Source organism: Adlercreutzia sp. ZJ242 (genome assembly GCF_011038995.1).
Classification (GTDB): Bacteria; Actinomycetota; Coriobacteriia; order Coriobacteriales; family Eggerthellaceae; genus CAAEEV01.
Map to the genome: position 1 here is coordinate 1 of NZ_JAAKEE010000063.1, position 13,714 is coordinate 13,714.

The following is a 13,714-nucleotide window of genomic DNA, read 5'->3' on the forward strand; positions in this document are numbered from 1 at the left end:
GCCCTCGGCCCCCGCGCTCGCGCGCGAGCCGGCAGCGGCCGCGCCGGCGCCGGCCGGCTTGCCCGCCTCGATGACGACGTCGTCGGCGAAGTCGAACTCCTCGTCTATAAGGCTCGGGTCGCTGATGACGTTTCCGTCCTCGTCGACGAACACCACCTCGTTGCCGTCCTCGTCGACGAACACGTAGTCGACGTCCTCGTCCGCCTTCGATGCTATCGCAGCCACCTCACCCGAAGATGACGAAAGACTTACCGTTTCGTCATCTTCGCCCGGCGCTCCCGCCTTGCCCGAGGCGCGGGCGAACTCGTCCTTGAAGTCGGAGAACATGTGCGTCGCGCGCTTGAGCTGGCGGCCCGTGGCATAGGCGCCCTTCGTGGCCGCCTCGCCCGCAGCCGCCTTCGCCTCGTCGATCTTCGGCTTGGCCGCGTCAACGGCCGCGCGCGCCTTGTCGCCCGCCACCGCCGTGGCCTCCCCCGCCTTCTCGGCGAGGCCGCCCTCCACGGGCAGGCCCTTCACGGCGTCGTCCACCAGGATGGCGCCGCGCACGACGTCCTCGCCCCCCTCCTGGTCAGACACGGAGAGCTCGGCCCCCATGCCGTAGCGGAAGCCGCGGATCAGGTCAGCGGGCACGTGGCGCATGCCCAGAAGCGCGTTGGCCGTGGCGCCCTGCGTCACGTCGAGCGTGACGATGGCGCCCGTGTCGGCGTCGTAGGTGATCGAGCCCACGAGCCCGAAGGCGGTGCCGTCCTGGCACATCACGGGCAGGCCCACCCACAGCACGCACTCGTCCCAGTTCACGCCGAGCGCGTTGCACGCGCCCTTGTCGGTGGCGGCGGGGTCGTCGTGCACGAGGATGGCGCCGTCGAGCAGCTCGTAGCCGTTGTACGCCACGAACAGGTCCTTCCGGCGGAACATGAGCGCGAGGTCGGGCCGCTTCACGATGAACCCCACGCAGCGCTTCTCCTGCGGGTGGAACACGCACGCGCGCACCTTCCCCATCTTCTTGGCGGCGTCAGGGTCCTTCTTCTTCGGCTTCTCGATCCAGGCCCTCATGCCCACAAGGTCCTTGGTGCAAATCAGTCGCTGCGTCACGAACTCGTCCTCACTATGAAAAAGCGGTCAGGCCGGGGGTTCGACCCCGTGCCTGACCGCATTATATCGGCACCGTATGAAGGGCACGTCGGAACTTGATGCTATCTTGGTGCAGAAGCGACGCGCGGGCTCACGTGAAGCCAGCCGCGAGCGAACGGGCGACTACTGCGGGTCGATCGCGTCAGCGGCCTTCTCGGCGGCGTGCTGGGCGCCCTCGACCACGTCGGCGGCCTTGTCCTCGGCGGCGTCGACCACCTCGTGCGCCTCGGCGGCGACGGCGGGGATGGCCTCGTCGGCGGCAGCGGCGCTCTCCTCGGCGTTCTTCGCCACCTGGGCGGCGATGCGCGCACGCGCGGCCTCGATCTTGTCGCGCAGCTCGTCGTTCTTCTCGGTGAACACCGGCTTCATGCTGCCGGCCGCCTCCTGCACGTTCTCGACCACGTCGGCGCCCTTGTCGCGGACCTCCTCGACGACCTCGGCGCCCTTGGCGCGCACGTCGCTGGCGATCTCGGCGCCCTTGGCCGTCACGTCGCCCGCGACCTCAGCGCCCTTCGCGACAGCCTGCTGGTACACCTGCTGGGCGCCGGCCGCGGCCTGCGAGCCCCAGTCCTGGGCGTCGCCGAGCACGGCGTTCGCCTTGTCGGCGACGATGGCGCGCGTCTCCTCACCGGAGCGCGGCGCCGCGAAGAGCGCGGCAACGGCTCCGACGATGCCTCCGATGACAAATACTCCGAACTTGTTGGCCATGACTGCCTCCTTGGGATTGCTTGAGCGTTGGGCTCATTATAGGCGAGCCCGGCCCCCGCGCCCGTGAAACACATGAGGGTTCTACTTTTGGGAACCCCGCCGTTACCTGGTGGGGAAAAAGCCCCGCAGCCGAGGGCCGCGGGGCAGGCAGCGCAGGCTAGATCGCGTGGAACACGTCGCCGCGCGCGTGGGCTTGCTCCACCAGCTCGTTCAGCACGGCGGGCAGCGTGAGGCCGGCGGCGGCGCAGGCGGTGGGGAACAGCGAGCGCTCGGTCATGCCCGGCGACACGTCGAGCTCGAAGCAGCGCGCGGACCCGCCGTCCCAGATGAGGTCGACGCGGCCGAGGTCGCGCACGCTGTAAGCGCGGTACACCTCGAGGGCCGCGCGCTCGATCTCGGCGCGGATGGCCTGGGCCTGCGCCTCGTCGGGCGAGAGCGACGCGAGCCGCACGGGGCAGTGGAAGTCGACGAGCCCGTCCTTGATGCGCGCCTCGGCGTCGTAGAACGCGCCCTTCGGCACGATCTCCACGGGCGGCAGCGCGTAGGCGTCCCAGCCCGTGCCCAGGATGGCCACCGACACCTCCACGCCCTCGACCCACTGCTCGATGTTCACCGCGTCGTCGTAGGACAGCGCGTCGAGCACGGCCTCGCCGAGGTCCTCCTGGCAGTCCACGCGGTGCACGCCGAGCGCGCTGCCGCCGTGCGCGGGCTTCACGGCCACCGGGTAGCCGCCGATCACGCGCTCGGGGACCAGGTCGAGCGCCGTGGCGGCGCCCATGTCCTTGAACGCGTCGCGCGCGATGAACACGCCCTGCGGCCACGAGGCGACGGCCGCCTCGCCCGTGATGGAGCGGTACTTCTCAAGCGAGGAGTGCAGCGCGTCCTTGTTCCACGAGCGGTGGCACACGCTGGCGGGCGAGCCCACGAACGGGATGCCCAGAAACTCCAGCAGGCTCTGGATGGTGCCGTCCTCGCCGTGCTTGCCGTGCAGCGCGTTGTACACCACGTCGGGCCGCTCGCTGCGCAGCGTGGGAACCAGGTCGGCGTTGGTGTCGAGCGGGACCACGCGGTGGCCCGCCTCCTCGAGGGCCGCGCATACGTTCTTGCCGCTGGCGAGGGAGAACTCGCGCTCGAACGACGAGCCGCCCATCAAAACCGCAACCTTCATCATTCGCTCCTTGTCTGCTCGAAGTCGGTGGCCTTGCCCAAGTCCTTGCCTGAGCCCCTGCTCGAACCCCTGCTTTGGTCGCTGCCCGAGTCCTTGATCGCGCCCGCCTCCAGGAACACGCGGTAGAGCTCGAGGCGCTCCTCGATCACGCCGGCGAGGCGGCGGACGGCCTCGGTGATGTTCTCAGGGGTCTCGTAGCTGAAGTTGATGCGCATGCAGTTCTTGCCGCGCTGCCCGTCCGGGAAGAACGAGTCGCCCGGCACGTAGGTGACGCCCGCGTCGAGCGCCGCGCCGAGCATGGAGCCCGTGTCAACGTAGGCGGGCAGCGTGACCCACACGAAGAAGCCGCCCTCGGGATGCGTCCAGGTGGCCTCGGGCGGGAAGAACTCCTCGAGCGCGGCGAGCATGGCATCGCGGCGCACGCGGTAGGTGCGCACGAACTTCTGCAGCGTGCGCTGCCACGGCGTGTCGGTGAAGTAGTGCTCCACCACCACCTGGTCAAACGAGCTGCCGCACAGGTCGGTGCCCTGCTTCACGAGGTTCACCTTGGAGAGCACGCTCTTCGGCGCCACGATCCAGCCCGTGCGCAGGCCCGGCGCGAACACCTTCGAGATGGTGCCGAGGTAGATGACGTCGTCGTCGAGCGCCTTGAGCGGGATCTGGTGGCCGCCCTCGTAGCGCAGGCGCCCGTAGGGGTCGTCCTCGATCACCATGAAGCCGTACTCGTGCGAGAGCTCGAGCAGGCGCTTGCGGCGCTCGGGGATCATGGTGACGCCGCCGGGGTTCTGGAAGTTGGGGATGACGTAGCACAGCTTCAGGCGCGGATTGCCCTTGCCGATGCGCTCGAGCTCCTCCTCGAGCAGGTCCATGCGCATGCCGTCGTCGTCGAAGTCGATGCAGCGCACGTCGGCCTCGTAGGCGGAGAACGCCTGGAGCGCCGTGAGGTAGGTGGGGCCCTCGGCCAAGATGATGTCGCCGGGGTCGACGAACGCCTTCGCGAGCAGGTCGATGGCCTCCTGCGCGCCGCTCGTGAGCAGGACGTTGCCCGGCTTGCAGCGCACGCCGATGTCGCGCATGAGGTCGCAGAACACCTGCCGCGTCTCCACGCGGCCGTCGGTGGCGCCGTACTGCAGGGCCACCGCGCGCTGGTCGTCGACCGCGGCGCGCACCGCCTTGCGCACCGCCGACGCGGGCAGAAGCGACACGTCGGGCATGCCGCCCGACAGGGAGATGATGTCGGGACGGACGGCGGCCGAGAACAGGTCGCGCACCGCCGACGAGCGCATCTTCGTCACGCGCCGGGCGACTTTGCCACCCGTTTGATCGAATGTGATGTGTGCTGTTGACATGCCTCTCTTACACCGCCTTTCCGTTTACGAACGACAACGCGTTGCGCATCGCCTCGAGCGCAACGAGATCATCCGAGAAGTTTACTTCAACGCGCGCCAGCCCCGCCGCCTCGTCGAGCCATTCCGTCGTTCCTACAAACGTTGCGTCGGTGAGCGAGCGCGGATGCCGCACCTGCTCGTCGATGATCGCGTGCTCGAGTACGTGCGGAAGGGACGTGCAAGCGATGGCGTCGCCGAAGGTGGGGCCGAAGGGGTTCACGCACGTGTGGTACGCCAGCGTGGGGCGCTCGGCGAGGATGGCGCGTGCGAGGGCGGGGCTCGTGAGGTGTGGGGCGTCCGGCGCGACGCGCACGAGCAGCGAGAGGCGCCCGCGCCTGACCGAAACGCGCTCGACGGCGAGGGCGTCCACGAGGGGCTACTCGGCCGCGGCGGGGTCGGGGGCGGCTGCGGGGTCGGGGGCGGGGTCGGCAGAGGGGTCGGAGGCGCCTTCCGCGACGGCCGCGAGACCTCCCTCGGAGCTGACCGCGGCGCCGTCCGCAGGACCGGCCTCGGCCGCGGCGGCGCTCGCAGAGGCCGACGTGCGCGAGAGCAGCGTGACGTCACCCTCCCCCGCCGGCGAGGCAGGCGTGCCCTGCGCCGCGGAGACGAGCGCGCCGATCGTCCACCCGAGGTCGTCGACGAGCGTGTCCCACCAGCTGTAAGCGCCGTCCATGATGGCAAGCTGCTGGCGGTCGAGCGAGAAGCGGTAGTGCCCCGCGCCCTGCAGGTAGCTGAAGGTGAAGACGATGTTCTTCTCGTCGGCGTTGAGCACGTAGCGGTACGTGACCTCGTCGTTGAGGACGATGTCCCCCTCGGTGAAGGTGATGGGCACGTCGGTGCCCTCGATGTACCACGTGCCCTGGATGTCGGCGGCGTCGTCCGCGGAGCCCCAGCGGAAGAAGGAGAAGCCGCCGATCACGCCCGCGAGCACCGCCACGACGACCGCGCAGGCCACGAGCGCGACCAGCTTGCCGCCAGGCGGGGTGAAGCGGCGGCGCTCCGGCTTGGCGCTTGAGGGCTTCGGCTTCGCGGGCTCGTCGTCCTTCGCGGGACGCGCCACGCGCGCGGACTGCGCAACCGAGGGCCGCGCGGGCTTCGCGTCGTCAGAGGCCGCGTCTGCGCCGGCGGGCTTCGCTCCGTCGGCGGGCTTCGCATCCTCGGCGGGCTTCGCGGAGCCGGCCGCGCCAGCATCGGCCACACTCGCTTCGCCAGCCGCGCTCGCTTCGCCGGCCGCGCTCGCCGCAGCAGCCGTGTTCGCCTCAGCGGCCGCGCCCGCCGCAGCGCCTTCGCCAGGCGCGCTCGCCCCTTCGCCGGCGCCCTCCTTCGCCGCCTCGGCCTTCAGCACGCGCGGGTTGTTCGTCTTCGCAGCCTTGCCGGCCCGCGCCTTGGGCCTGTCGCCCGCGGCGTCGGCGCTGACGGCGGAGAACGACCCCGTGGCGCGCCTCAGGTGCTCCTCGCGCGTCCGCGGCGCCTGCGACGAGGAGCCCGCGGGCTCCCCCGCCGCAAGCTGCTCGGAGCCGAGCGAGCCACGCGCCTGGGCGATTATGTCGACGGGGCTCAAGGCTCCGTCGGGCTTGTCTTCTGCCACCAGATGCCGCCAAACGCGCGGAGTGCGAGCTTACAGCTCTTCGGGCTTGATGACCGTCACGCCGCCCATGTAGGGAACGAGCACGTCAGGCACGGTCACCGTGCCGTCGGCGTTCTGGTAGTTCTCGATGACGGCGGCCATGGTGCGGCCCACCGCCAGGCCGCTGCCGTTGAGCGTGTACACGTAGCGGCTTCCCTTGAAGTGCTCGGGGTCGCGGTACTTGATGTTCGCGCGGCGCGCCTGGAAGTCGGTGCAGCAGCTGCACGACGAGATCTCCTTGTAGCCGTCGTAGCACGGCAGCCACACCTCGAGGTCGTAGGTCTTCGCGGAGGAGAACCCGATGTCGCCCGTGCACAGGCTGATGACGCGGTACGGCAGGCCCAGCAGCTGCAGGATGTTCTCGGCGTCGGCCACCATGCTCTCGAGGTCGTCGAAGGCCTCCTCGGGCTTGGCGTACTTCACCATCTCCACCTTGGAGAACTGGTGCACGCGGATGATGCCGCGCGTGTCGCGGCCGGCGCTGCCCGCCTCCTCGCGGAAGCACGGCGTGAACGCGCAGTACTTGAGCGGCAGCTTGTCGGCGTCGAGCACCTCGCCAGCGTGGATGTTGGTGAGCTGCACCTCGGCCGTGGGGATGAGGTAGAGGCCGCCCGTGGTCTTGAACAGGTCCTCCTCGAACTTCGGCAGCTGCGCCGTGCCCGTGAGGGTGTTGGCGTTCGCCAGCGCCGGGCACCACCACTCCTTGTAGCCGCGGGAGGTGTGCGTGTCGGCCATGAAGTTGATGAGCGCGCGCTCGAGGCGGGCGCCCAGGCCGCCGAGCAGGTAGAAGCGGCTCTCGGCCAGCTTCACGCCGCGCTCGAAGTCCATGATGCCGAGCTCGGGGCCCAGGTCCCAGTGGGCCTTCGCCTCGAAGCCCTCGGCGGCGAAGTCGCGCGGCGTGCCCCAGCGGCGCACCTCGGGGTTGTCGTTCTCGTCGTCGCCCACCGGCGTGGAGGCGTCGGGCATGTTCGGCACGTGCATGAGCAGGTCGCGCAGGGCGGTGTCAGCCTCCTCGCGGCGCGCGGCCACGGTCGCCAGCTCGTCCTTGATGGCGCTCACGCGCTCCTTGGCGGCTGCGGCCTCGTCCTTCTTGCCCTGGGACATCATCTGGCCGATGGACTTGGAGAGCGCGTTGCGCTCGGCCTGGAGGGCTTCCTCCTGCTGGATGGCCTCGCGGCGGGCTTCGTCAAGCTCTGAGAACGCCGCTGAATCCCACGGGGCGTGGCGATTCTTCATCGCCTCGGCCACGGCGTCGAGGTTTTCGCGGACGAACTTGATGTCTAGCATGAGCAGCGCTCCTTCGTTGGTCGGCGGCGCGCGCCGAAACCCGCGCTTGCGCCGTCCGAAACCGGTTTCCCAATAGTCGCCCTAGTATAGCGCATGGCGCGGACGGCGGCGGGCCATTTCGGTGATGAGGGCGCCCGTCAGCTCGGCCATGTTGATGGGCTTGGACAGGTGCGCGTTCATGCCGCTCTTGAGCGAGGCGAGCGCGTCGTCGGCGAACGCGTTGGCCGACATGGCGATGATGGGCACCTCGCGCGCGTCGGCGCGGTCGAGCGCGCGGATGGCGCGCGTGGCCTCGTAGCCGTTCATCACGGGCATCTGCACGTCCATGAGCACGGCGTCGAAGGCGCCCACGTCCGAGGCGGCGAACGCGTCGAGGCCCGCCTTGCCGTCGGCGGCCCACTCCACGTGCGCGCCCTCGAAGGAGAGGAGCTCGCAGGCGATCTCGGCGTTGAGGTCGTTGTCCTCCACGACCAGGATGCGCGCGCCCGCGAGCGACCCCTCGGCGCCTGCGGGAGCGGGGGCGGGGGCGCCGTCTGCGTTCCCGCGGGCGCCGTCCTCGTTCCCGCAGGCGTCGTCCTCGTTTCCGCAGGCACCACCCTCGTTCCCGCAGGCGTCGCCCTCCTCCGCCAGGCGCATGTCGACCACCACCGTGAAGGTGGTGCCCTCGTCCTCGGCCGTCTCCACGTGGATGTCGCCGCCCATGGTGTTCACGATGTTCTTCACGATGGGCATGCCGAGGCCCGTGCCCTGCGAGCGCGATCGGCCCTCCGTGGCGAACGGCTCGAAGAGGTGCTCGAGGTAATCCGGTGCCATGCCGATGCCGCTGTCGGACACCACGAACGTGAGGCGCCGGTAGCCCGCCGGGAGCGTGGGCACGCAGGCCGCCGTCACCTCGAGCCCCACGCGACCGCCGTCAGGCGTGTACTTCACCGCGTTGGCGAGCAGGTTCACCAGCATCTGGCGCACGCGCACGACGTCGCCCAGGTACCACGCGTCCACCGGCCCTGAAATCACGCACGAGAACTCCTGGCTCTTGTCGCGACACGGGGGCGCGACCAGATCCTCGATGGAGCGCACCGCGTCGCGCAGGTTGAAGGGCTTCTCGTCGAAGCCCGCCTTGCCGCTCTCGATCTTCGAGATGTCGAGCACCTCGTTGATGAGGTCGAGCAGGTGCGCCGAGGCGTTCTCGATGTTGTCGAGGTTCGACGTGAGCTTCTCGGGGTCGTCCATGTTGCGGCGCGCGATCTTGAGCATCCCCAGGATGACGTTCATGGGCGTGCGGATCTCGTGGCTCATGCGCGAGAGGAACTCCGACTTCGCGCGGTTGGCCGCCTCGGCCGCCTCCATGGCGTCGCGCATCGACAGCTCGATGGCGCGGTCGGCCGTGATGTCGCGCAGGACCACGAGCACCTGCCGCCGGCCGTCGTAGGAGAGCGGGCGCACCGTGTACTCCACGTAGCGCCGGCGGTCGCCGACGGCCGTGAAGGAGAACTCGCCCTTGGCGAACTCGCCGACCTCGTTCTCACGCAGGCGTCGAAGCAGGCCCACGCCCTCGTCGGAGAAGCGCAGCCGCTCGGCCAGGCCGGGGTCCTTGATGAGCTCCTCCAGGCGCACGCCGAAGATGTCAACGCCCTTCGCCACGATGGGCGTGACGTGGTCGTCTGCCGGAGAGTACAGGTTGACGGCGAAGTCGAGGCTGTCGGAGAGCGCCTCGTAGAGGCGGGTGCGCATCTTGATGGCGTGCTCGCGCGCTTGGCGGCGGTAGGCGGACAGCGCGAGCACGATGGCCAGGACCACGCACGCCCCGCTCAGCGCGAACACCACGGCGAACACCGCCGACACCACCTCTGCCTCGGCGCGCATGTCAGCTGCGGGGATCATGCTGCAGACGTACCACGCGCCCTCGCCCACGGGGGCGAGCGCCACGTAGTACTCATCGCCGTGGGCGAGCCCCAGGTCAAGGTAGGTGTCGCCGGCGGCGACGGCGGCGCGCATGCGCTCGAGGCTGTTCTCGGCGCTCTCCTCGGCGCTCAGCTCGAAGGGGAGGCGCAGCGAAGACGACGCGAGGCGCTCGTCGTAGGCGTACAGCATCTCCCACGCGAGGTCGTACACGAGCGAGCCCGGCTCGACGGGCTGCGCGAGCAGGCCCTCTTCGGTCGACGCCTCCGCCACGCGTCCCGTGGCGGCGTTGAACACGAGGATGGTGTCGATCTTGCCGAACGCCGCCGCGCCCTGCGGCGGCGCCGCGGCGCCTGCGAGGTCGGCTGCGCCTGCGAGGTCGGCCTCACCTGCGGGATCGGCTGCGCCTGCGGAGTCAGCCGCGCCCTGCGGCGGCGTCCCCTCCCCTTCGCCACCTGCGCTTTCACCGGTGCGCATGACCTCGTTGGCGAACTGGGCGGCCTGCACGGTGAGGGCGAGGGCCTGCCGCTCCCCCGACTGCTCGAGCTTCTCCTCGAGGTAGCCTGACAAGGTCGCGAGCACGAGCGTCAGCGCCGCGAGAGCGATGACGCTCACGACGACGAGTCGGCTGCTCTTTTCCCGCATGCCGGCGGCCAAGGTTCGCCCCCTCTTCCGAGTGCGCGCAAAAGCGCCAATCCCCGTGGAGATTGCGTCAGCGCGCGTAACAGATAGTATACTTTCTCCGATTCAAGTAGCTTAAGCGATGGCGATCTCGCGCTGCGCGCCTGATCCTGAAACGTAACGAGGCTGTCAACTATGGACATTGGCGAGGTTTACCACTTCCTGTTCGAAACGATGCCCGGCATCGGCGTGCTCGTCGGCGCCGGCGCCGTCATCAGCATCATCGTGTGCTTCATCCTCGAGAGGAAGACGCGCAGGCAGTTCAGGAACCATGCGAAGACCGAGGACGACTGGTCGCTGTTCGACGACGATGACGAAGAGGAGAATGAGCTTTGAAACTCTACGAACGTGAAGACGCCTACATCCCGCGCGTCGCGGCCGTGCACGACCTGTGCGGTTACGGCAAGTGCTCGCTCGGCGTGGCCATCCCCGTGCTGTCCGCCGCCGGCTGTGACGTGTGCCCCGTGCCCACCGGGCTGTTCTCGTCACACACGGCGTTCCCCGGCTGGTACATGCACGACACCACCGACATCCTCGTCGACTACCTGGCCGCGTGGCAGGGAATCGGCGTCGAGATCGACGCGGTGTACTCGGGCTTTCTGGGCGCGCCGGAGCAGGTTGACGTCATCCGCTCGCTGTACGAGCGCTACCCGAAGGCGCTGCGCGTGGTTGACCCGGTGATGGCCGACCACGGCAAGGTGTACCCCACCTACACGCCTGAGCTCTGCGACGCCATGGCGAGCCTGGCCTGCGACGCCGACATCCTCACGCCCAACCTCACCGAAGCCGCCATCATCCTGGGCGAGCCCATCGGCGAGAAGTGGGCCGGAACCGACATCACCGACGCGGAGGCCGCGCGCCTCGTGGGCGCCCTCGTCGAGCGCGGCGCGAAGAACGTGGTGCTCAAGGGCATCCAGCGCGAGGGCGAGGGCGTGATCCGCAACTTCGTCGGCGGCAAGGACCTGCCCGTGCGCGAGGTGTCGAACGAGTATCTGCCCTACATGCTGCACGGCACCGGCGACGTGTACGCCTCCTGCGTGATGGCCGCCGTGATGGCCGGGCGCAACCTCGAGGACGCCGTCGCGTTCGCCGGCGACTTCGTGCATGACGCCATGATCGTAAGCGCCCAGCAGCCCGACTTCCGCGACCGCGGCGTGAGCTTCGAGCCCCTGCTCGGAAAGGTCACCGCGCTTCTAGGGTAAAGACACCCGCACGGCGAGTGGTGGCACGCTGCGGCGCGCTACCACTCGCCTTCCTCGAGGCGGACGCGGTCGCAGAGGCTTGCCACGGCGAGGACGATGCCGACCGCCCCGGGGACGAGCGTGCCCACGAGCGCGAGAGGGCTTGGGAATCCAGCGGCTAGGCCGGCACTGGCAGCTGCACCTGCGGAGCCAGCGCCGACGCCCATCCCGGCGGCCAGGGCCGCTCCCGCCACGGCGCCGACGACGAGGGCCGCCGCGGCCACGCAGGCGCCCGCTATGTCGAACGCGCGCGTCCCTCTCATGCAGAACAGCGAGAACAGCGTCGCAGCCGCAATCCAACTCACCGCAACGCACCAGGTCAAAGGCGTAGCGACCACGTCCACGAAAGCGTTCGCCACACTCGCGCCCGCGATCTGCGCGCTCGCCGGCACCAGCGCGTTCGCAAGGATGTCCCAGCTCATGAGGTCACACGACCCCAGCGACGCGAAGGCGATCGCCGCCAGAGCGGAGAACGCCGCCGTGGCCGCGGCCTCGCGCACGTCGAGCACCGCGCCTGCCGCCACGGCGGAGAGCGCCCCGAGCCCGACCGAGCCGCAAAGCGGCTGCAGCAGCGCGCAGACGGCCGGCCCGCTTCCAAAGCGGCCCACGAACCACCACCACGTGACCGCCGCCGCCAAGAGCAGCAGCCCGGGGACGAACGCGAAGTTGAGCAGCAGCATCGCCGCGAAGCACAGGTAAGCGGCGAGCGCGCCGAAGGCGGGCCGCCACGCCGTGAGCGCTGCCAGAGCCGCGAGCACCGCCCAAAACGCGACGGGGAGGTCCGACGCAACGCCGAACAGCCCCGCGCCGCCGAACCGCATGTTCACGAGCGCCACCGCGCTCACCATCACCACAGATGCGACGGCGAGCACGCGCGCGATGACCGCCGCGCCCGTCGGCCCCAGCCGATCGACCAGCGGCGGCAGGGGCTCGCGCGGCGCCTCAGGCTCGGGCGGCACGTCGGGCTCCTCTTCCCTCACGATGGCCGCGAGCGCGCGCTTGCCCGCCCGCGCGTTGCCCAGAAGCGGCGTGAGCTCGTCGGCGAAGGCCGCCACCGACTCGTAGCGCTCGTCAGGGTCGGGGTCGAGCGCCGTGAACATGATGTCGTCGGCCGCCGCGTCGAGCGCGTCCCAGCACAGCGACGGCAGCACGAGCTCGGCTTCCTCGATGGCCTCCTCGGCTTCCGCGAGCCCCGGCGCGGAGAACGGGTTCGCACCGGAGAGCATCTCGTAGGTGAGGCTCGCGAGCGCCCACTCGTCGGTGCGCACGTCAAGCGCCTCCTGGCGCATCTGCTCGAGCGGCATGTAGCCGATGGTGCCGCCGCCCGCGGTGCCCTGGCCGCTGGCGTCCATGAGCGTGGCCAGGCCGAAGTCGGTCACCTTCACCACGCCCTTGGTGTTCACGATGACGTTCTCGGGCTTCACGTCGAGGTGCAGCACGTCGGCGTCGTGCGCGAACTCGAGCGCGTGCGCCACCGAGCTGAACACCGCGGCGATCACGTCGAGGCTGATGTCGTCACCCATCTCGCGCATGATGCGCGCGAGCGTCTTGCCCTCCACGTACTCCATGATGATGTAAGCCGTGGCGCCCTCCACCGCGCAGTCGTACACCGTGACGATGTTGGCGTCGTTGAGCTTGGCGACGGTCTGCGCCTCGGCGAGGCCGGGGATGTGGTCGAACAGGTCGTCCGCGTCAAGGTCGTCAGGGTCATCGAAGGAGTCGAAGCTGTCGAAGGGGGTTGAGGGGGCGGAAGCGCCCACGACGTTGGCCCCGGGACCGGCGTCGGCGCTCGCGACTCCGACGTCGTGGGCGCCGGCTTCCCCAGCGCCAGCCCCGGTACCAGCCCCGGCGCCCGCGCGGCGACGCAGGAAGGCCGGCTCTTCGGGGAAGTCGGGGGAGTCGGGAATCTCGAAGTCGTCCTCCCAGGGAAGCGGCTCGCGCGCGGGTGCGGCGTCAAGCTCCGCGCGCGCCGCCCGCTCTTCCGCTTCGCGCGCCGCGCGCTCCTCGGCCTCGCGCTGCAGGCGCTCCTCCATGGCGAGCAGGTGGGCACGCGCCACGTCGGCTTCGGAGAGCTCGATGCACTTGATGGCGACGTCGCGCTTGAGGTGGGTGTCGTAGGCGTGCTGGACCGTGCCGTAGCCGCCCGCGCCGGCCTTGCCGATGACGCGGTAGCGGTCGAGTATGAGCTGGGTACGGGCCATGCCGAGTGGGCGCCTCTCGTACTTCGTTTGATCTGCGATAAGGCGAGCGCGCGCTCGGGCGGCGCTCACGCACATGCTATCATACTTCCCGAAAGACGCCCGAGCCGTCAGCCTCCTGCACGTCCACGCAAATCCAACGAAAGCGAAGCGCAGGTGCCCATGCCCGACCCCGCCGCCCCGCCGTCCTCCTCCCGAGTTTTGCAGCTGATTAGTTGATCCGTTTTTACATATTCCCTGGTCAAAGGCCGTTCCAGGTCTTTATTTTTGTCAAAAATTTATGACTATCTGCGTTAGGGATTGTTATTGGTATGGTATAATGAGAAAAGGGGTATCCGCAGGTCAGGAGAAGAATTGTTCGTCAAAAAGCAGAAGAGGAAAAACGG

General features: G+C 69.4%; 11 protein-coding genes. 2 read left to right on the plus strand and 9 right to left on the minus strand.

Annotated elements, in window-relative coordinates; genetic code table 11:
* From G7Y49_RS10860 to G7Y49_RS10895, 8 genes are all read right to left on the minus strand, one after another.
* On the minus strand, positions 1-1,092 hold a 1,092-nt coding region (locus tag G7Y49_RS10860; RefSeq protein ID WP_165173721.1), incomplete at its 3' end, for a hypothetical protein.
* Between the two features lie 162 nt (positions 1,093-1,254).
* Positions 1,255-1,839 (minus strand): YtxH domain-containing protein, encoded by a 585-nt coding sequence (locus G7Y49_RS10865; RefSeq protein WP_165173723.1) that lies wholly within the window; start codon positions 1,837-1,839, stop codon positions 1,255-1,257.
* Positions 1,840-1,996: 157 nt separating this feature from the next.
* Positions 1,997-3,007 (minus strand): D-alanine--D-alanine ligase, encoded by a 1,011-nt coding sequence (locus G7Y49_RS10870; protein WP_165173724.1) that lies wholly within the window; start codon positions 3,005-3,007, stop codon positions 1,997-1,999.
* Positions 3,007-4,293 carry a PLP-dependent aminotransferase family protein gene (locus G7Y49_RS10875; RefSeq protein ID WP_241157392.1) on the minus strand — a complete coding sequence of 429 codons (1,287 nt, stop codon included), beginning with the start codon at positions 4,291-4,293 and terminating at the stop codon, positions 3,007-3,009. The genes G7Y49_RS10870 and G7Y49_RS10875 overlap by 1 nt, the downstream gene beginning before the upstream one ends.
* A 70-nt stretch (positions 4,294-4,363) precedes the next feature.
* A complete protein-coding gene (locus G7Y49_RS10880; RefSeq protein WP_165173726.1) occupies positions 4,364-4,765 on the minus strand; it encodes a hypothetical protein in 402 nt (133 codons plus the stop codon).
* Positions 4,766-4,771: 6 nt separating this feature from the next.
* A complete protein-coding gene (locus tag G7Y49_RS10885; RefSeq protein WP_165173727.1) occupies positions 4,772-5,983 on the minus strand; it encodes a hypothetical protein in 1,212 nt (403 codons plus the stop codon).
* A gap of 30 nt (positions 5,984-6,013) precedes the next feature.
* Positions 6,014-7,309, minus strand: coding sequence for a serine--tRNA ligase (gene serS, locus G7Y49_RS10890; protein WP_165173728.1), 1,296 nt, complete (start codon positions 7,307-7,309; stop codon positions 6,014-6,016).
* 81 nt (positions 7,310-7,390) lie between these two features.
* On the minus strand, positions 7,391-9,823 hold the full coding sequence (locus G7Y49_RS10895; protein ID WP_165173729.1) for a hybrid sensor histidine kinase/response regulator: 2,433 nt from the start codon (positions 9,821-9,823) through the stop codon (positions 7,391-7,393).
* Positions 9,824-10,024: 201 nt separating this feature from the next.
* On the opposite strand from G7Y49_RS10895, the gene G7Y49_RS10900 reads away from it, so the two are divergent.
* Positions 10,025-10,225 (plus strand): DUF6724 family protein, encoded by a 201-nt coding sequence (locus G7Y49_RS10900; RefSeq protein ID WP_165173730.1) that lies wholly within the window; start codon positions 10,025-10,027, stop codon positions 10,223-10,225.
* Complete coding sequence (locus G7Y49_RS10905) at positions 10,222-11,091, plus strand: PfkB family carbohydrate kinase (protein WP_165173731.1); 870 nt, start codon at positions 10,222-10,224, stop codon at positions 11,089-11,091. The genes G7Y49_RS10900 and G7Y49_RS10905 overlap by 4 nt, the downstream gene beginning before the upstream one ends.
* A 38-nt stretch (positions 11,092-11,129) precedes the next feature.
* On the opposite strand, the gene G7Y49_RS10910 is transcribed toward G7Y49_RS10905, so the two are convergent.
* Positions 11,130-13,331 carry a serine/threonine-protein kinase gene (locus G7Y49_RS10910; protein WP_165173732.1) on the minus strand — a complete coding sequence of 734 codons (2,202 nt, stop codon included), beginning with the start codon at positions 13,329-13,331 and terminating at the stop codon, positions 11,130-11,132.
* Positions 13,332-13,714 lie beyond the last annotated feature (383 nt).